This window comes from Streptomyces sp. NPDC039423, assembly GCF_055598725.1.
Genome location: NZ_JBVKAH010000004.1, coordinates 583,639 through 600,475 on the forward strand (window position 1 = coordinate 583,639; position 16,837 = coordinate 600,475).

Annotated in this window: 23 protein-coding genes and 1 riboswitch; of the genes, 13 read left to right on the forward strand and 10 right to left on the reverse strand. The window is 73.7% G+C overall.

The window, feature by feature from the left end:
- The first annotated feature begins 15 nt into the window (after positions 1 to 15).
- Positions 16 to 312, forward strand: coding sequence for a DUF4190 domain-containing protein (locus ACZ7LK_RS16745; protein WP_392273381.1), 297 nt, complete (start codon positions 16 to 18; stop codon positions 310 to 312).
- Positions 313 to 324: 12 nt separating this feature from the next.
- Here ACZ7LK_RS16745 and ACZ7LK_RS16750 read toward each other — a convergent pair whose 3' ends face one another.
- From ACZ7LK_RS16750 to ACZ7LK_RS16780, 7 genes are all read right to left on the reverse strand, one after another.
- A complete protein-coding gene (locus tag ACZ7LK_RS16750; RefSeq protein ID WP_392273380.1) occupies positions 325 to 1,056 on the reverse strand; it encodes an urease accessory protein UreD in 732 nt (243 codons plus the stop codon).
- Positions 1,053 to 1,736 carry an urease accessory protein UreG gene (ureG, locus tag ACZ7LK_RS16755; RefSeq protein WP_471141427.1) on the reverse strand — a complete coding sequence of 228 codons (684 nt, stop codon included), beginning with the start codon at positions 1,734 to 1,736 and terminating at the stop codon, positions 1,053 to 1,055. Before ureG ends, ACZ7LK_RS16750 begins: the two co-directional genes overlap by 4 nt.
- A gap of 14 nt (positions 1,737 to 1,750) precedes the next feature.
- Complete coding sequence (locus ACZ7LK_RS16760; protein WP_471141429.1) at positions 1,751 to 2,425, reverse strand: urease accessory protein UreF; 675 nt, start codon at positions 2,423 to 2,425, stop codon at positions 1,751 to 1,753.
- A 10-nt stretch (positions 2,426 to 2,435) separates the two neighbouring features.
- Positions 2,436 to 4,157, reverse strand: coding sequence for an urease subunit alpha (locus ACZ7LK_RS16765; protein WP_471141431.1), 1,722 nt, complete (start codon positions 4,155 to 4,157; stop codon positions 2,436 to 2,438).
- Positions 4,150 to 4,461, reverse strand: a complete 312-nt coding sequence (locus ACZ7LK_RS16770) for an urease subunit beta (RefSeq protein WP_392273376.1) — start codon at positions 4,459 to 4,461, stop codon at positions 4,150 to 4,152. Before ACZ7LK_RS16770 ends, ACZ7LK_RS16765 begins: the two co-directional genes overlap by 8 nt.
- Before the next feature lie 19 nt (positions 4,462 to 4,480).
- On the reverse strand, positions 4,481 to 4,783 hold the full coding sequence (locus tag ACZ7LK_RS16775) for an urease subunit gamma (protein ID WP_073755663.1): 303 nt from the start codon (positions 4,781 to 4,783) through the stop codon (positions 4,481 to 4,483).
- A 217-nt stretch (positions 4,784 to 5,000) separates the two neighbouring features.
- Positions 5,001 to 5,294: a type II toxin-antitoxin system Phd/YefM family antitoxin gene (locus ACZ7LK_RS16780; RefSeq protein WP_392273375.1), complete on the reverse strand. Its 294-nt coding sequence runs from the start codon at positions 5,292 to 5,294 to the stop codon at positions 5,001 to 5,003.
- Between the two features lie 61 nt (positions 5,295 to 5,355).
- Between ACZ7LK_RS16780 and ACZ7LK_RS16785 the strand changes: the two genes are divergently transcribed.
- The 4 genes from ACZ7LK_RS16785 to ACZ7LK_RS16800 all read left to right on the forward strand — a co-directional run bounded on the left by ACZ7LK_RS16785 (position 5,356) and on the right by ACZ7LK_RS16800 (position 7,938).
- Positions 5,356 to 5,964 carry an ATP-dependent Clp protease proteolytic subunit gene (locus ACZ7LK_RS16785; protein ID WP_471141434.1) on the forward strand — a complete coding sequence of 203 codons (609 nt, stop codon included), beginning with the start codon at positions 5,356 to 5,358 and terminating at the stop codon, positions 5,962 to 5,964.
- Between the two features lie 3 nt (positions 5,965 to 5,967).
- Complete coding sequence (locus ACZ7LK_RS16790) at positions 5,968 to 6,285, forward strand: hypothetical protein (RefSeq protein WP_392273373.1); 318 nt, start codon at positions 5,968 to 5,970, stop codon at positions 6,283 to 6,285.
- 328 nt (positions 6,286 to 6,613) lie between these two features.
- A riboswitch (cyclic di-AMP (ydaO/yuaA leader) is annotated at positions 6,614 to 6,786 on the forward strand.
- Between the two features lie 4 nt (positions 6,787 to 6,790).
- The gene (locus tag ACZ7LK_RS16795; protein ID WP_392273372.1) at positions 6,791 to 7,267 is read left to right on the forward strand and encodes a C40 family peptidase; all 477 of its coding nucleotides are present in this window, start codon (positions 6,791 to 6,793) and stop codon (positions 7,265 to 7,267) included.
- Between the two features lie 41 nt (positions 7,268 to 7,308).
- Positions 7,309 to 7,938 carry a DUF6328 family protein gene (locus tag ACZ7LK_RS16800; RefSeq protein WP_469462669.1) on the forward strand — a complete coding sequence of 210 codons (630 nt, stop codon included), beginning with the start codon at positions 7,309 to 7,311 and terminating at the stop codon, positions 7,936 to 7,938.
- Here the strand turns inward: ACZ7LK_RS16800 and ACZ7LK_RS16805 are convergent.
- Positions 7,829 to 8,257 carry an ATP-binding protein gene (locus tag ACZ7LK_RS16805; RefSeq protein ID WP_392273370.1) on the reverse strand — a complete coding sequence of 143 codons (429 nt, stop codon included), beginning with the start codon at positions 8,255 to 8,257 and terminating at the stop codon, positions 7,829 to 7,831. The two genes, ACZ7LK_RS16800 and ACZ7LK_RS16805, sit on opposite strands and share 110 nt — an antisense overlap.
- A 227-nt stretch (positions 8,258 to 8,484) precedes the next feature.
- On the opposite strand from ACZ7LK_RS16805, the gene ACZ7LK_RS16810 reads away from it, so the two are divergent.
- Both ACZ7LK_RS16810 and ACZ7LK_RS16815 read left to right on the forward strand, forming a co-directional pair.
- Positions 8,485 to 9,351, forward strand: coding sequence for a helix-turn-helix domain-containing protein (locus ACZ7LK_RS16810; protein ID WP_471141438.1), 867 nt, complete (start codon positions 8,485 to 8,487; stop codon positions 9,349 to 9,351).
- Between the two features lie 15 nt (positions 9,352 to 9,366).
- Entirely contained in the window at positions 9,367 to 9,585 is a 219-nt protein-coding gene (locus ACZ7LK_RS16815; RefSeq protein ID WP_471141441.1) for a DUF397 domain-containing protein, read from the forward strand.
- Here ACZ7LK_RS16815 and ACZ7LK_RS16820 read toward each other — a convergent pair.
- Complete coding sequence (locus ACZ7LK_RS16820; protein ID WP_471141443.1) at positions 9,569 to 10,756, reverse strand: 8-amino-7-oxononanoate synthase; 1,188 nt, start codon at positions 10,754 to 10,756, stop codon at positions 9,569 to 9,571. The genes ACZ7LK_RS16815 and ACZ7LK_RS16820 overlap by 17 nt on opposite strands.
- Before the next feature lie 143 nt (positions 10,757 to 10,899).
- Between ACZ7LK_RS16820 and bioB the strand changes: the two genes are divergently transcribed.
- The 6 genes from bioB to ACZ7LK_RS16850 all read left to right on the forward strand — a co-directional run bounded on the left by bioB (position 10,900) and on the right by ACZ7LK_RS16850 (position 16,031).
- Positions 10,900 to 12,096, forward strand: a complete 1,197-nt coding sequence (bioB, locus tag ACZ7LK_RS16825) for a biotin synthase BioB (RefSeq protein ID WP_392273366.1) — start codon at positions 10,900 to 10,902, stop codon at positions 12,094 to 12,096.
- On the forward strand, positions 12,089 to 13,378 hold the full coding sequence (locus ACZ7LK_RS16830) for an adenosylmethionine--8-amino-7-oxononanoate transaminase (RefSeq protein ID WP_392273365.1): 1,290 nt from the start codon (positions 12,089 to 12,091) through the stop codon (positions 13,376 to 13,378). The genes bioB and ACZ7LK_RS16830 overlap by 8 nt, the downstream gene beginning before the upstream one ends.
- 1 nt (position 13,379) lies before the next feature.
- The gene (gene bioD, locus ACZ7LK_RS16835) at positions 13,380 to 14,099 is read left to right on the forward strand and encodes a dethiobiotin synthase (RefSeq protein WP_471141447.1); all 720 of its coding nucleotides are present in this window, start codon (positions 13,380 to 13,382) and stop codon (positions 14,097 to 14,099) included.
- A 1-nt stretch (position 14,100) separates the two neighbouring features.
- Complete coding sequence (locus tag ACZ7LK_RS16840; protein ID WP_392273363.1) at positions 14,101 to 14,445, forward strand: VOC family protein; 345 nt, start codon at positions 14,101 to 14,103, stop codon at positions 14,443 to 14,445.
- A gap of 60 nt (positions 14,446 to 14,505) precedes the next feature.
- Positions 14,506 to 15,150: a class I SAM-dependent methyltransferase gene (locus tag ACZ7LK_RS16845; RefSeq protein WP_469462680.1), complete on the forward strand. Its 645-nt coding sequence runs from the start codon at positions 14,506 to 14,508 to the stop codon at positions 15,148 to 15,150.
- 101 nt (positions 15,151 to 15,251) lie between these two features.
- The gene (locus ACZ7LK_RS16850; protein WP_392273361.1) at positions 15,252 to 16,031 is read left to right on the forward strand and encodes an SDR family NAD(P)-dependent oxidoreductase; all 780 of its coding nucleotides are present in this window, start codon (positions 15,252 to 15,254) and stop codon (positions 16,029 to 16,031) included.
- Positions 16,032 to 16,067: 36 nt separating this feature from the next.
- Here ACZ7LK_RS16850 and ACZ7LK_RS16855 read toward each other — a convergent pair whose 3' ends face one another.
- Entirely contained in the window at positions 16,068 to 16,622 is a 555-nt protein-coding gene (locus tag ACZ7LK_RS16855; RefSeq protein ID WP_471141451.1) for a hypothetical protein, read from the reverse strand.
- Positions 16,623 to 16,837 lie beyond the last annotated feature (215 nt).

Here is a 16,837-nt window from a genome sequence, read left to right on the forward strand (position 1 = left end):
AAAGGGAGAGTTGTCATGGCCGGTTACGGCACCAGCAGTACGCACGGACACGGGCAGGCGCAGTCCCGCACCAACGGCCTCGCCATCGCCGGACTCGTCTGCGGCATCGTGGGCGTGCTGTTCTTCAACATCATCCTCGGGCCGCTGGCCATCATCTTCGGTGCGGTCGCGCTCAGGCAGGCGTCGGTCAAGAACGGCGCGGGCATGGCGAAGGCCGCGATAGTCCTCGGCATCGTCGACCTGGTCGTCTTCGGCATCCTGCTGGCGGTGGCGGCGTCCTCCGGCGGTTTCACCTGGTACGTCGGCGGCTGACGCCGCCGCCCGTCACAGGGTCGCCCGCGCCTCGTCCAGGACGCGCCGCAGCCGCAGCGCGTCCGGGGCGACCGCGGTGACCAGGACGGCGGGCCCGGCCAGCGGCGTGACGGCCGCGGTGTCCCCGATGAGCCGGGGCGCGGCGGGCTTCTCGTCGTAGGCCGGGTCCACCACGAGGAGCTGGCCCACGGCCCGGTGCCCCCCGAGGACCGCGCCGCCGTCCCAGCCGCCGGGCGCCCCCGGACCGTAGGCCAGTTCCTGGTCCAGCAGGGGGCGTCCGGCGCGGCGTACGGTCAGGCGGGTGACGAGGGTGCCGGGCTCCTCGGCGTGCCGGCCCAGGACCTGTTCCTCGCGCAGCACCAGACGTGCGGTGGCGGCCAGGTCGACCGTCGTGCGCATCCGGAGGTCGGAGCCGTGCGCGGACACCAGTTGTTCCGGCAGCCAGCGCAGTTCCGCCCCCTCGCCGACCGTCAGGCGCACGTCGTAGCGGGCGTGGCCCGCGCCCCGGCCCGGCAGGGCGACCGTCGCGGCCGCCGAACCGACGGCCAGGCGGGCCCCGTCGCGCACCTCCGCCTCGACGGCCAGCCGGTCGCCGCCGAGCGGCGCGGTCATCGCGCCGACGACGGTGACCCGGGTGTACGGGCCGGTGGCGCGGGTGCGGCGCAGGGCGAGCGGCCCGTCGCTCTCCAGCACGGGCAGGCCCGTGGGCGTGGCGACGATCCGGGCGGTGGCGTGGACGCTCATACGGTGGCGGTCCAGGCGGCGAGCCGGGCGCGCACCCAGTCGGCGACCGGCGCGACGCCCCGCTCGCCGCGCAGCGAGGTGAAGGCGACGGGCAGGTCGCCGCGCTGCGCCCGGGCGTCCCGGGCCATCCGCTCCAGGTCGGAACCGACGTACGGGGCGAGGTCGGTCTTGTTGATGACGAGCAGGTCGGCGGTGGTGACACCGGGTCCGCCCTTGCGCGGGATGTCGTCGCCGCCCGCGACGTCGATGACGAAGACCTGCGCGTCGACGAGGCCCTTGGAGAAGGTGGCCGTGAGGTTGTCGCCGCCGGACTCCACGAGGATCAGGTCGAGGGGGCCGACGGCGTCCTCCAGGTCCTCGACGGCTTCGAGGTTGGCGGAGATGTCGTCGCGGATCGCGGTGTGCGGGCAGGCGCCGGTCTCCACCGCCTGGATCCGCTCGGGCGGCAGGACCGCGTTGCGCAGCAGGAACTCGGCGTCCTCGCGGGTGTAGATGTCGTTGGTGACGACGGCGAGGGAGAACTGCTCGCGCAGTTCGCGGCAGAGGGCGGCGACGGTGGCGGTCTTGCCGGAGCCGACCGGCCCGCCGAGGCCGATGCGCAGGGCGCGGTGGGTGCCGTCGGGCCGGTGGGCGTCGGCGCTGACGGCGGCGGGGCCGTGGTGGCCGTGGTCGAGGTGCATGGCTTTCCTTGTCGTCAGGAGGCGAAGAGGCGTACGGGCCAGGCCGCGTGCTGCTCGGCGGTGATGTCGAGCAGCGGTGCCGACGCGGCGGGCAGCGCGTCGAGGCCGTCCTCGGCGGCCGCCCGTGCGGCCCGCGCCGCCCGCGCGGCCACCTGGTCCATCTCGGGTGCCAGGCGCGCCAGGACGGCGGTGGCGCGGAAGGGGTCGAGGCTCAGCAGCCGGACGGCGGCCGTGGCGGGGCCGCTGACCGTCTCGTACGCCACGCAGTGCGCGGCGTCCTCGGGGCCGAGGCCCGCGGCCCGCGCGGCGATCCCGAGGACGACGGGCTGGTGCGCCCCGCGCGGGAACACCCGTGCCAAAGCGTCGAGTTCGGGGTGCGGCCAGGTGGCACGGGCGGCCCGCAGCATCTGGCGGCCGAGCTTGCGGGCGGTGGCGCGCAGCGCGGGTGACGGGGTGCGGGCGTCGGCGGCGGCGTCGAGCGCGGCGGGGTCGTGGCCGAGGGCGGCCGCGGCGGCGAGGCCGGCCGCGGTGAGCCCGCTGGTGTGCAGGCGGCCGCGGCAGAAGGACTCCAGGTCGCGGGCGTCGCGGAGGCGTCCCGCCGTGACGGCCGGTTCGGCGCCGCCGGAGTGGGCGTGGCCACCGGCGGGGAACCGGCCGTCGGCGAGGACGAGGAGGGCGGCACGGGTCATCGCGTACTCATCAGAAGAGGAAGTAGCGCTGGGCCATGGGGAGTTCGGCGGCGGGTGCCGGGTCGACCGGCTCGCCGTCGATGGTCACCGTGAACGTGTCGGCGTCGACCTCGACGCGTGGCAGTGCGTCGTTCTCCCTCATGTCCGCCTTGGTGACCCCCCTCGTGCTGGTGATGGCCCGGAACTCCTTGGTCAGGCCCAGCCGTTCGGGGAGTCCGTCGTCGAGGGCGGTGCCGGTGACGAAGTTGAACGAGCCGGCCGCCGCCGCCCGGCCGAGCGCGCCGAACATGGGGCGGGGCATGACCGGCTGGGGCGTGGGGATGGAGGCGTTGGCGTCGCCCATCTGGGCGTAGGCGATCTGGCCGCCCTTGATGACGGTCTGCGGCTTGACGCCGAAGAACGCCGGCTCCCACAGGACGAGGTCCGCGAGTTTGCCGGTCTCGACGGAGCCGATCTCGTGGTCCAGTCCCTGGGCGACGGCCGGGTTGATCGTGTACTTGGCGACGTAGCGACGCGCGCGGTGGTTGTCGGCGCGGCCGTCGCCCGGCAGCGCGCCCCGGCGCCTCTTCATGACGTGGGCGGTCTGCCAGGTCCGCAGGATGACCTCGCCGACGCGGCCCATGGCCTGGGAGTCGGAGGAGATGATCGAGATGGCGCCCATGTCGTGCAGGATGTCCTCGGCCGCGATGGTCGAGGGCCGGATGCGGGACTCGGCGAAGGCGAGGTCCTCGGGGACGGCCGGGTTGAGGTGGTGGCACACCATCAGCATGTCGAGGTGCTCGTCGAGGGTGTTGACGGTGTGCGGGCGGGTGGGGTTGGTGGAGCTGGGCAGGACGTAGGGCTCGGAGACGACCGTGATGATGTCGGGGGCGTGACCGCCGCCCGCCCCCTCGGTGTGGTACGCGTGGATGGTGCGGCCCGCGATGGCGGCGAGGGTGTCGCCGACGAACCCGGCCTCGTTGAGGGTGTCGGTGTGGATGGCGAGCTGGGCGCCGGTCTCGTCGCAGACGCGCAGGCACGCGTCGATGGCCGCCGGGGTGGCGCCCCAGTCCTCGTGGATCTTGAAGCCGAGGGCTCCGCCCCGTAGCTGGGAGCGCATCGCCTCGAGGGAGACGGTGTTGCCTTTGCCGAGCAGGCCGATGTTGACGGGGTACGTCTCCAGCGCCTCGAACATCCTGGCGAGGTGCCAGGGGCCGGGGGTGACGGTGGTGGCCTTGGTGCCCTCGGCGGGTCCGGTGCCGCCGCCGACGAGGGTGGTGATGCCGGAGGTGAGCGCCTGTTCGACGACGGTCGGCGAGATGAAGTGGATGTGCGCGTCGACGGCGCCGGCGGTGAGGATCTTGCCGTTGCCGGCGATGATCTCGGTCTCCGGGCCGATGACGAGGTCGGGGTGGACGCCGTCCATGGTGTCCGGGTTGCCGGCCTTGCCGATGCCGGTGATGCGCCCGTCGCGGATGCCGATGTCGGCCTTGACGACGCCCCAGTGGTCGATGACGACCGCGCCGGTGATGACGGTGTCCGGGGCGCCTTCGGCGCGGGTCGCGCGGGACTGGCCCATGGACTCGCGGATCACCTTGCCGCCGCCGAAGACCGCCTCGTCGCCCGAGCGGCCGGGGCCGCCGCAGCGGTCCTCCTCGATCTCGACCAGCAGGTCGGTGTCGGCGAGCCGGATCCGGTCGCCGGTGGTGGGGCCGAAGAGGTCGGCGTACACGGGCCGGGTCAGTTCAGCCATCGAGGGCACCTCCGGTACGTCCGCGCAGGCCGGGGACGACACGCAGCCCCGCGAGCGGGACGAGTTCGACGTCGACGGGGATCCCGGGCTCGAAGCGCACGGCGGTGCCGGCGGCGATGTTGAGCCGGAGGCCGTGGGCGGCCGGGCGGTCGAAGTCGAGGCCCGGGTTGGCCTCGGCGAAGTGGTAGTGGGAGCCGACCTGGACGGGCCGGTCGGCGGCGTTGAGGACGGTGAGGCGCGTGACCGGGCGGCCCTCGTTGAGGGGCACCGGTTCGTCGGCGTACAGGATCTCTCCGGGGATCATCGGCGTGGTTCCCGTCCCGTCAGACGATGGGGTCGTGGACGGTGACGAGCTTGGTGCCGTCCGGGAAGGTGGCTTCCACCTGGACGTCGTGGATCATCTCGGGGATGCCGTCCATGACGTCGTCGCGGCTGAGCACCTTGCGGCCGGACGCCATCAGTTCGGCCACGGTGCGGCCGTCGCGGGCGCCCTCCAGGATGTGGGAGGTGATGAGGGCGACGGCCTCGGGGTGGTTGAGCCTCACCCCGCGGGCCCGGCGCTTCTCCGCCACGTCGGCGGCCACATGGATGAGCAGGCGTTCCTGCTCGTGCGGCGTCAGTTGCACGTTTCACCTCACGGTCTCCCGCCCGGTGTGACCCCGGGCGCAGCGGGACACTATCCGGCTTCAACACTCTGTTGACCTGCGGGAACGAGTGTCGCGCAGAGATATTTCCAACTCGGGCAGAAGTTTTTCCGGGAGGTAAACCCGTCCTTTGCCGCCGCATGGGCAGGCAGGGCCGCCGGACGGCGACATCCGGTCTCGGCAGGGGGTGGAGCGGGGGTCAGTGCCCCGGGCGGTGCGGGCCGTACGGCTCGTGTTCGGCGGCGATGCCGAAGCGGCCCCGTTCGCCCGGAGCGGACGCCGGGACGTCCTGGACGGTGGAGACCGAGCGGACCACCGGCTCCTCGGCCGGCTCCCCCGGCGCCTCGAGTCGCTCCAGGTCGGCGGCCGACACCAGGGCCACGAGCGGCTTGCCGTGGCGGGTGACGACCACGCGTTCACCGCCGTAGACGACGCGGTTGATCAGATCGGCGAGCTCTGCGCGGGCTTGCGTCACCGGAATCTCGTAGGCCATGCTCCCATCATAACGCCCTGTACATCCTGTACATTTTTTACGGCGACAGAGGAGGCATGTCATGAGCCGCACGGCGCGGTACGTCCTGCCCGGCTTCACCGAGCGCACCAGCTCCGGCACCCGCACGGTCGACCCGTACTCCAAGCTGCTGGAGGAGCGGATCGTCTTCCTCGGCACACCCCTCGACGACACCGCGGCCAACGACGTCGTCGCCCAGTTCCTGTACCTCGAGTACGCCGCGCCCGACCGGGACATCTCGCTCTACATCAACTCCCCCGGCGGTCCGATGGAGGCCATGACGGCCGTCTACGACACCATGCGGGCGGTGCGCTGCGACGTGGAGACGACCTGCATCGGGCAGGCGGCGTCGACCGCCGCCGCCCTGCTCGCCGCCGGCACCCCCGGCAAGCGCCTGACCCTGCCGGGGGCGCGCGTCGTGATCCGACAGCCGTCCCTGGACGAGCCGCTGCACGGACAGCCGTCCGACCTGGACGTCCACGCCCGCGAGTTGCTGCGCCGGCGCGACCTGCTGGCCGGCGTCCTGGCCCGGCACAGCGGCCGGGACCGCGAGCGGGTGGACGCCGACCTGGAGCGCGACACGGTCCTCGACGCCGCCGGGGCCGTGGCGTACGGCCTGGTCGACCACGTCGTCGCGCGCCGCCGGGGCTGAGCGGTGCTGCCCCCGGAGCCCCCGCCCCTGCCCGCCCTCACCCGGGCCGAATGCGCGTTCGTCGACGGGTGGCTCGAGGTCGTCGACCTGCTGGGCCGGATCAATCCGGCGCGCGCCACCCACACCTATGGCGCCCTGCGCGCGGCGCAGGCCCTGGTCGGGCGCGCGACGGCGCTCCGTGACGCCCTGGCGTCGATGCACGAGCGCGGCGAGAGCGACGTGCATGCCCACACGCTGGCGCGGGCGCTGCGGGTGCTTGACGGCGAACGGCGCGCGAGTCGCGTGACGGTGCCTCACAATCGAGGCGTGGGACCGATGTAGCTCTCCCCCGAATGGGCTCAGGAGTACGAGAAACGCTCCCCCGTTCAGCGTACGCAACCGGACGAATTCTGTACGGCACGAGTTGCGCACCGACGCTACACGTCTGGCGGAATATCACGTTCCGGCCCTGGTACGGGGATCGTCGACGTCTCACCGCCGGGCGCCAAATCCCCCCTGTCCACCCGAATGGATCAGTCGTGAGGAGCCTCACAAACGGCCGTTTCGACTCGGAATTTCCCCTCGACATGGGTCAAGATCCCTCACGACGACAAGCCCCCGCCACCGCGGCGGGGCGGTCCGGGCGGACGCCGAGTCCTGCCGCCGCCCGGATGACTGGTCGACAGGAGTGGATCGGCAGGAGTGGAGGACCCAAGCAGTACGGGTGACCGAACGATGTTCGTCGCATCGGTCGCCCTTGGGGTGAAGCCGCGTCAGCGGCCGGGCAACTTCGCCAGTCCGAACCCGACAGGTCATCCTTCACAGGCGGCTGACGAAGGGTTGCGCAATGACCGCGCAGATTCATGTCCCGTCTCTGCTGTCCCGGGCCGGTGCCGTCTCGGCACTCGCCCTCGCCGCCGTCGGCGGCCCGGCACTGGTGCCCGGCGGTGTGTCCGAGGCCCAGGCCGCCCCGGCACACGCGACCAAGGCGCTGAACATCGCCGCGTCCAAGAAGGGCGCACCGTACGCGTACGGAGCGACGGGCCCGTCCCGGTTCGACTGCTCCGGACTGACGCTGTACTCGTACAAGAAGGCCGGCAAGTCACTGCCGCGCACGGCGCAGCAGCAGTACAACAAGACCCGCCACATCTCCGCCTCCAGCAGGGTGAAGGGCGACCTGGTCTTCTTCCACCGTGGCAGCAGCGTCTACCACGTGGGCATCTACGCGGGTAACAACAAGATCTGGCACTCACCGAAGTCGGGATCGGTGGTGAAGCTGGACAAGATCTGGTCGAAGTCGGTCTGGTACGGACGCGTCCGCTGACGCTCCGGGCATGACCCGCGGCGCGGGGGTACTCGTCCGGAATGTCCGGCGAGAGCCCCCGCACCGCGCGCAACGAGACGCCCCTGGAGCGCGCCGACCGCAACTTCGCCGAGCTGCTCCAGGAACTGCGCGTCACCCAGACCGGCGTCCAGATCCTGTTCGCCTTCCTGCTCACCCTGGCGTTCACCCCCCGCTTCACCTCGCTGGACTCCTACCAGCGGGGGCTGTACGTGGTGACGCTGCTGCTCTCCGTGGTCGCCGCGGCGCTGCTGACCGCCCCCGCCGCGCTGCACCGCACGCTGTTCCAGCAGGGCGCCAAAATCCGCATCGTGGCCGTGTCGTCCCGGCTGGCCCGGATCGGGCTCGCGGTGCTGGCGCTGGCGCTCACCTGCTCAGTGTCGCTGGTGGTGGACGTGGTGCACGGCCGGCCCGAGGGCCTGGCGGCCGGCGCCTTCACCCTGGCGGTGTGCGCCGGGCTGTGGGGGCTCCTCCCCCACCTCGTGCGGCGCCGGCTCGGCGAGCGGCCGCCGCCGGAGCGGCCACCGGGGAACCGCACGCGGGTCAGGTCACCGGGACCGTCCAGGGGAGGGCGATCCACACGGTCTTGCCGCCCTCGGCGGTCGGGGTCACGGACAGGCGGCCACCGCACTCGGCGGCGAGCCAGCGGATGATGACCATGCCCCGGCCGTTGTCCTGCTGCACGGCCGCCGGGAGCCGGCGGGGCCAGCGCGGGTGGCTGTCGGTGACCCCGATGCGCAGTTGCTCGTCGCGTTCCAGCCTCACGTCCACCGTGAAGGTCGGCGACTGACCGAAGGTGTGCTGGACGGCGTTGGTGGCGAGCTCCGAGACGATGAGCCGTACCGTGTCGGCGGTCTCGGCCTCGCCCGGCAGGCCCCATTCCTCGAGGACGTCCGCCACGTACCTCCGGGCGGCGGAGACCGAGGCGGGAGCGCTCGGCAGAGTGACGGATGCTTCCTGATGGTCTGCCATGGCGACGCCGTCCCTTTCCCACCGGGGCCGGACTCCGACACGTACCGGATGTTCGGTGAGCTCGGCCTCGGATTGTGCTTCGCGCCAGACTGCCACTCAGGTAGCCCCTGTTGGGGCCGATCCACCAAGATATGCATATATCTGTCGCCCGAAGCGGTGAACTCTGCCCCTGAAGGCCGGATTTGGGCGGCAAACTGATGGGTTGCCCGACGTCGGGAGGAACGGTCATGCGGGGCACGCGGCACGGACCGGCGGTGCGCAGGCGCAAGCTCGGCGAGGAGTTGCGCGCCCTGCGGCTGGCCGCCGACCTGACCAGCCGGGAGGCGGCGCGGCTGGTGGACTGGCACCAGTCGAAGGTGAGCCGCATCGAGACCGGCACCAGCGGGGTCACGGGCCCGGACGTGGCGCGGCTGCTCGACGCCTACGGGGTGCGCGAGCCGCGGCGGCGGGCCCTGCTGGAGGCGCTGGCGGGAGCGGCGGACGGCGGCGGTGCGGGCTGGTGGCACGCCTACCGGGGTGTGCTGCCGCCGCCGTACCAGGACTTCATCAGCCTGGAGGCGCAGGCCTGTGTGGCGCGCACCCTGGAGACGTCGGTCGTGCCCGGCCTGCTCCAGACGGCCGACTACGCGCGGGCGGTGACCCGGGCGGCGCTGGAGGGGGCGCCGCCGGAGACGGTCGAGTCGCTGGTGCGGGTGCGGATCGCCCGGCAGGAGGTGCTGCGCGCCGATCCCCCGCTGCGGCTGGAGGCGGTGCTCGACGAGGCGGTGCTGCACAGGCGGGTGGGCGGTCCGGGGGTGATGCGGGAGCAGTTACGGCGGTTGCGGGAGTGGGCGCGGTCGCCCCAGGTGCGGCTCCAGGTCCTGCCGTTCGCCGGGGGCGCGTACGTCGGACTCTCCGGCCCTTTCGTTATTTTCTCCTTTCCGCACATTTCTGATCTGGACGTGGTTGCTCTTGACCACCTGACGAGTAGCCTCTATCTCGAACGCACGGAAGACCTCGAGGCGTACGGCGCCGCCTTCCGCAGCATGCAGGCGTGCGCCCTGTCACCCGAGGACTCGTCGGACCTCATCGCCGGGATCGGTGACGGCGCGTAGGGAGAGGCACCCCCCATGTCTGCTCACCCCGCACACCACGACGCCCCGCGCTGGCGGCGCAGCAGCCGCAGCGTCGGCATGAACAACTGCGTCGAGGCCGCCCGCCTCGACACCGCGCGGCTCGCCGTCCGCGACTCGAAGGACACCACCAGGCCGCCGCTGCGGTTCTCCGCGGCGGCCTGGACGTCCTTCGTCACCTCGCTCAAGGGATCCCCTCTCACGGGGTCCGGCTGACCGCGCCGTCCGGGGCGGTACGGAGGATCGTCGCGACCGCCTCGTCGATCTGACGCTCCGTCAAGTCGGCGCGGGCGGTGAGCCGGAGGCGCGAGATGCCGTCCGGCACCGACGGCGGCCGGAAGCAGCCCACCGCGAGCCCCTCGGCCCGGCAGTCGGCCGCCCACCGCACGGCCCGCTCGGGTGAGGGGGCGCGTACGGAGACGACGGCGGCGTCCGGCCGCACGGCCGTCAGGCCCGCGGCCGTCAGCCGGGCGTGGAGGGTGGCCGCCACCGTCCGCGCCCGGCCGGCCAGCCCCGGTTCGGCGCGCAAGTGCCGCAGGCTCGCCAGCGCCGCCCCCGCGGCGGCCGGGGCGAGGCCCGTGTCGAAGATGAAGGTCCGGGCGGCGTTGACCAGGTGGTCGACGACCCGGGCCGGACCGAGGACGGCCCCGCCCTGGCTGCCCAGGGACTTGGAGAGCGTGAGCGTGGCGACCACGTCCGGGGCGCCCGCGAGCCCCGCCGCGTGCAGCGCGCCGCGCCCGCCCTCGCCCAGCACGCCCAGCCCGTGGGCGTCGTCGACGACCAGCGCGGCGCCGTGCGCCCGGCACACCGCCGCGTGGCCGGCCAGCGGCGCCGCGTCCCCGTCGACGGAGAAGACCGAGTCGGTGACCACGAGCGCCCGCCGTCCCGGGTGGGCGGCCAGGGTCTTGCCGACCGCCTCGGGGTCGGCGTGCGGGACGACCTCGGTGTCGGCGCGCGAGAGCCGGCAGCCGTCCACGATCGAGGCGTGGTTGCCCGCGTCCGAGACGATCAGCGAGCCACGGGCGCTCAGCGCGGTGAGGGCGGCGAGGTTGGCCGCGTACCCGGAGGAGAACACCAGCGCGGCCTCGAAGCCGCAGAACGCGGCCAGCTCCCGCTCCAGCTCGGCGTGCAGCTCGGTGGTGCCCGTCACCAGCCGCGAACCGGTGGCGCCCGCGCCCCAGCGGCGGGCCGCCCCGGCGGCCGCCGCGGTGATGTCCGGGTGGTGGGTCAGCCCGAGGTAGTCGTTGCTCGCCAGGTCCAGGACGTCCGGCACGGCCGGTCGCGGGCGGAGCGTACGGACCAGACCGGCGTCCGCGCGGCGGCGTGCCTCGGCGTCGGTCCAGTCGAAGGGCGAGTCGAACGGCGAGTCGAACGGAGCCTGGGGCATGTCTGGGTCCCTTTTGTAGACAGCGAACAGACCCTAATGGTGGTGGGGTGGCGCCGGAGTGTGGTTATACACACACTCGAAACCGAGTCTCCTGTGGAGTTCCTCCTTGGCCCGGGGCCGTGCCGTAGGCCAGGATCAGCGTCATGGACCTGCTGAACACGCTGGTGGAGAAGGGGCTTCGGCGCGAGCTGCCGACCCGCGAAGAAGCGCTCGCCGTCCTGGCGACCTCGGACGACGAGCTGCTGGATGTGGTCGCCGCGGCCGGGAAGGTACGCCGTCAGTGGTTCGGGCGGCGGGTGAAACTCAACTACCTGGTCAACCTCAAGTCCGGTCTGTGCCCCGAGGACTGCTCGTACTGTTCGCAGCGCCTGGGCTCGAAGGCGGAGATCCTCAAGTACACCTGGCTGAAGCCGGAGGAGGCGTCGAAGGCCGCCGCCGCGGGCGTCGCCGGCGGTGCCAAGCGGGTCTGCCTGGTGGCCAGCGGCCGCGGCCCCACAGACCGGGACGTCGACCGGGTCTCCAAGACCATCGAGGCGATCAAGGAGGAGAACGAGGGCGTCGAGGTCTGCGCGTGCCTCGGGCTGCTCTCGGACGGCCAGGCGGAGCGGCTGCGGTCGGCGGGGGCCGACGCGTACAACCACAACCTCAACACGTCCGAGGGGACGTACGGGGACATCACGACCACGCACACCTACGCGGACCGTGTGGACACCGTGCAGAAGGCGCACGCCGCGGGGCTGTCCGCCTGCTCCGGACTGATCGCGGGCATGGGCGAGAGCGACGAGGACCTGGTCGACGTGGTCTTCGCGCTGCGCGAGCTGGACCCGGACTCGGTGCCGGTGAACTTCCTCATCCCCTTCGAGGGCACGCCGCTGGCCAAGGAGTGGAACCTCACGCCCCAGCGGGCGCTGCGGATCCTGGCGATGGTCCGGTTCGTCTGCCCGGACGTGGAGGTCCGGCTGGCGGGCGGGCGCGAGGTGCATCTGCGCACGCTTCAGCCCCTGGCCCTGCACCTGGCCAACTCGATCTTCCTGGGCGACTACCTCACCAGCGAGGGGCAGGCCGGCAAGGCGGACCTGGAGATGATCGCGGACGCCGGTTTCGAGGTGGAGGGCACGGACACCACCACGCTGCCCGAGCACCGGTCGGACGCCGCGTCCTGCGGATCCGGCGGCGGCTGCGGTTCGGGTTCGGTGTGCTCCTCCGAGGAGTCCGCCCCCGCGACCGCCGCGACCGCCCCGGCCACCGCCGCCGGCACCGCCACCGCCGACCAGGCCCGCACGGACCTGGTGGCCGTGCGGCGCCGGGGCGCCGGCACCGACCTGGCGCCCAATGCCTGAGTTCGCCCCGGCCGAACTGATCGCCCTCGACCGGGCCCACGTGTGGCACCCGTACAGCCCCATGCCGGGCCGTACGGACCCGCTGGTGGTCGAGTCCGCCTCCGGGGTCCGGCTGCGGCTGGCCGAACCGGCGTACGGGCACGACGAGCTGGTCGACGGCATGTCGTCCTGGTGGTCGGCCGTCCACGGCTACAACCACCCGGTCCTCAACGAGGCGGCGCGTGGCCAGCTCGACCGGATGAGCCACGTGATGTTCGGCGGGCTCACCCACGAGCCCGCCGTGCGGCTGGCCACCCGGCTGGTGGAGATCACCCCCGAGCCGCTGCGGCACGTCTTCCTCTGCGACTCGGGCTCGGTGGCGGTCGAGGTCGCGATCAAGATGTGCCTCCAGTACTGGCGCTCCGTGGGCCGGCCCGCCAAGCGGCGCCTGTTCACCTGGCGCGGCGGGTACCACGGCGACACCTGGCAGCCGATGTCGGTGTGCGATCCCGAGGGCGGGATGCACGAGCTGTGGTCCGGCGCGCTGCCCCGGCAGGTCTTCGTGGGCCCGCCGCCGGCGGAGTACGAGGAGTCGTACGCCGACCGGCTGCGGTCGGAGATCGAACGGCACGCGGACGAGCTGGCCGCGGTCGTCGTCGAGCCATTGGTCCAGGGCGCGGGCGGGATGCGGTTCCACGACCCGGCGTACCTGCGGGTGCTGCGGGAGGCCTGCGACGCCCATGACGTGCTGCTGGTGTTCGACGAGATCGCGACCGGTTTCGGGCGGACGGGGGCCCTGTTCGCGGCGGAGCACGCGGGCGTGGCGCCGGACGTGATGTGCCTGGGCAAGGCGCTGACCGGCGGCTACCTGTCGCTGGCGGCCACCCTGTGCACCCCGCGGGTGGCGGACGGGATCTCGCGGGGCGAGGTGCCGGTGCTGGCGCACGGACCCACCTTCATGGGCAACCCGCTGGCCACCGCCGTGGCGTGCGCCTCGATCGAGCTGCTGCTCGGCCAGGACTGGGCCCAGGAGGTCAAGCGGATCGAGTCGGGGCTGCGCGACGGGCTGGCGGAGACCGCCGAGCTGCCGGGGGTGCGCGAGGCCCGGGTGCTCGGTGCCATCGGGGTCGTCCAGCTCGACCACCCGGTCGACATGGCGGCCGCGACGGCGGCGGCGGTCCGCGAGGGCGTGTGGCTGCGTCCGTTCCGGGACCTGGTGTACGTGATGCCGCCCTACGTCACGGGTGACGAGGACGTGGCACGGATCTGCCGCGCGGTGTGCGCGGCCGCACGGGAGGGCTGAGATGACGGTACTGGTGGTCAGCGGGACGGGCACGGAGATCGGCAAGACGGTCGTCACGGCGGCCCTCGCCTCGGTGGCGCGGGCGGCCGGGCGGTCGGTGGCCGTGCTGAAGCCCGCGCAGACGGGGGTCGGCCCGGACGAGCGGGGCGACGCGGACGAGGTCGTCCGGCTGGCCGGGGACGAGGTCGTCCCGGTCGAGCTGGCCCGCTTCCCCGAGCCCCTGGCGCCCGACACGGCCGCGCGCCGGGCCGGGATGGCGCCGGTAGGGCCCCGGGAGGTGGCCGACGCCGCGCGGAAGCTGGCCGGCGAGCACGACCTGGTGCTGATCGAGGGCGCGGGCGGGCTGCTCGTGCGGTACGACGACGAGGGCGGCACGCTCGCCGACGCGGCCGGACTGCTGGACGCCCCGGTGCTGGTGGTGGCGCCCCCCGCGCTCGGCACGCTCAACATGGTGACGCTGACCGCCGAGGCGCTGCGGGCGCGCGGACTGGTCCAGGCCGGCGTGGTCGTCGGTGCCTGGCCGGACGAGCCGGGGCTGGCGGAGCGCTGCAACGTCCGGGACCTGCCGGAGGTGGCGGGCGCGCCGCTGCTCGGCGCGGTGCCCGCGGGCGCGGGGGCGCTGGACCCGGCGGCCTTCCGGGCGGCGGCGGGGCACTGGCTCGCCCCGGCGCTGGGCGGCACATGGGACGCGGAGGCGTTCACCGCCGCGGTGGTCCGCTGACGTGCGGGCCGTCGTCAGCGAGATCGTGTTCGACTGCGCCGACCCGGCGGGGCTGGTCCGGTTCTGGGCCGCGCTGCTGGGCGGCGAGCCGGTGGACCGGAGCCCGGACTGGTCGTACGTGGAGCCCCCCGGTTTCGTGCGGGTCGCCTTCCAGCGCGTGCCGGAGGGCAAGGCCGTGAAGAACCGGCTCCATCTGGACCTGTCCGCCGGTGACGTGGCGGCGGCGGCCGGTCACGCGGTGCGGCTCGGCGCGGTGCGGGCCGGCGGGATCGTGACGGACGAACAGGGCGACTTCCAGGTGCTGCGGGACCCCGAAGGCAACGAGTTCTGCTTCGTCAGCGGCTGACGGGGGGACACTGACGGTGTCGGGTCCTGGCCCGTCCGTCCGTCTCCCAGGAGGTCCGTGATGAGGGACGCCGTCCACCACCCGCTGTTCGCCCGTTTCTACGCGCGCGTGAGCGTCGCCATGGAGGAGAGGGGCGGAATCGCCGCACACCGCCGGGAGCTGCTGGACGGGCTCGCCGGCCGGGTCATCGAGGTCGGCGCCGGGAACGGGCTGAACTTCGCCCACTACCCGGGCGCCGTGTCGGAGGTCGTGGCCGTCGAACCGGAGCGGCGGCTGCGGCGGCTGGCCGCGACCGCCGGCCTGCGGGCCGACGTGCCGGTGGACGTGGTGCCGGGGGTGGCGGAGGCGCTGCCGGTGAAGAGCGAGGCCTTCGACGGGGCGGTCGCGTCGCTGGTGCTGTGTACGGTACGGGACCTGCCGCGGGCGCTGGCGGAGCTCCGGCGGGTGCTGCGGCCGGGCGGTGAACTGCGCTTCTTCGAGCACGGGCTCGCCGAGGGGCGGGCCATGGCGACGGCCCAGCGGGCGCTGGACCGCACGGTGTGGCCGCTGCTGTTCGGCGGCTGCCACACGGCCCGGGACCCGCTGGCCGCGATCGGGGCGGCGGGGTTCGAGATCGTCACCTACCGCCGGCTGCGGATCCCGGAGAAGGGTCCGGGGGCGCCGACGTCGCCCTGTGTGCTGGGCGTGGCGCGGCGGCCGGCCTGAGCGCTCCCCGGGACGGGCGGCGGTCCGGGCGGCGGGTCCGCGGGCGGCCGGACCGGTGTGCGCGGCCGGACCGGTGTGCGGGGCCGGACTAGGGTTCGGGGATGACCATTCCCACGTACCTCTCCCATCTGTTCTCGCTGGACGGCCGGGTGGCCCTGGTGACCGGTGGCAGTTCCGGCATCGGCCGGTCGATCGCCGGGGCGCTGGCGCGGGCCGGGGCGAGCGTGGTGATCGTGGCGCGCCGGGAGGCGGAGCTGGCGGCCACCGTGGACGAGCTGGTGGCCGACGGCTGCCGCGCCGCGTGGGTGAGCGGCGACCTGTCCGGCCGTGCCGGGGTGCGGGCCGCCGCCGAGGCTGCGGCGGAGGTGTACGGGGAGCCCGACGTCCTCGTCAACAGCGCGGGGATCAACCTGCGCCCGCCGATGGGCGAGGTGGGCGAGGACGTCTGGGACGCCACCATGGCGGTGAACCTGGAGGCTCCCTTCCTGCTGGGTGAGCGTTTCGGTCCGGGCATGGCGGAGCGGGGCTTCGGGCGGATCATCCACGTCACCTCGCAGCAGGCGCACCGGGCCTTCGTGCGGAGCGGGGTGTACGGGGTGTCGAAGGGCGGTCTGGAGTCGCTGGCCCGCTCGCAGGCCGAGGCGTGGTCGCCGTACGGCGTCACGGTCAACACCCTGGTGCCGGGTTTCGTGCCGACCCCGCTCAACGCACGGCTCCAGGAGGACCCCGACACGATGGCGGAGCTGGCCGCGCGCACGATGGCGGGCCGCAACGGGCGGGCGGAGGACTTCGCCGGCGCGGCGGTGTTCCTCGCGAGCCCGTCCTCGGCGTACGTCACCGGGCACGCGCTCTTCGTGGACGGCGGGCTGTCCGTCCACTGAGCGCGTCCCGGTGCGGACGGCGGCGGGGCGGCCCGGTCACTTCTCCAGTTGGTCGGCCATGGCGCGCAGGGCGTCGGCGAGTTCCTTCTTGGTGGGCAGTTGCTCGACCTTGGCGTCCAGTTCGTCGATGCGCTTGGTGAGGTCGGCGATGTGGGGCGGGACGGAGGGGTCGGTGGGGCCGGGGGTGGACGTCGGGTCCGGGTCCCCGCCGCCGGAAGCAGAACCGGAACCGCCGGTGATGCCGCCACCGCCGGTGTCGCCGCCGCCCGAACCGGAACCACCGGTGTCGCCGCCGCCGGAACCGGAGCCGCCCGTGTCCACGCCGGCGATGCTCCCGCCGTCGACGTCGCCGCCGCCCGAACCGGAGCCGCCGGTGCCGCCCTCGCTGTCGCCGCCCGTGGTGCCGCCGCTGTCACCGTCCGGCGGTGTGGTCGGCTCCGGGGTGGCCGTGTGCGCGGACGGCCCGGCGGCCGGGGCCTCGCCGGAGCCGCCGGCCGCGGGGGCACCGCCGATGCTCAGCACCACGGCCGCGGCGGTGCCCGCGACGGCGACGGCGATCCGCCTCGTACGTGTGTTCCGTGTGGGTGTCATGGGGCGGAACGTAACGGCACACCGGAACGGACGGAGCGGTTCCAGCGATTCCGCACAAAGGGAGTCAGCGGCTCCAGCGGCGCGGCTCCGCGGCGCTGGCGCGCACGTCCGCGCCTCCACCCTTGACCAGCCGGGCCAGGTCCCGCGCCGGCTGACGGCGACGACGAGCGCGCCCCAGTCGGTGACCTGGGAGTCGCCCGGGTCTTCCGCAAGGG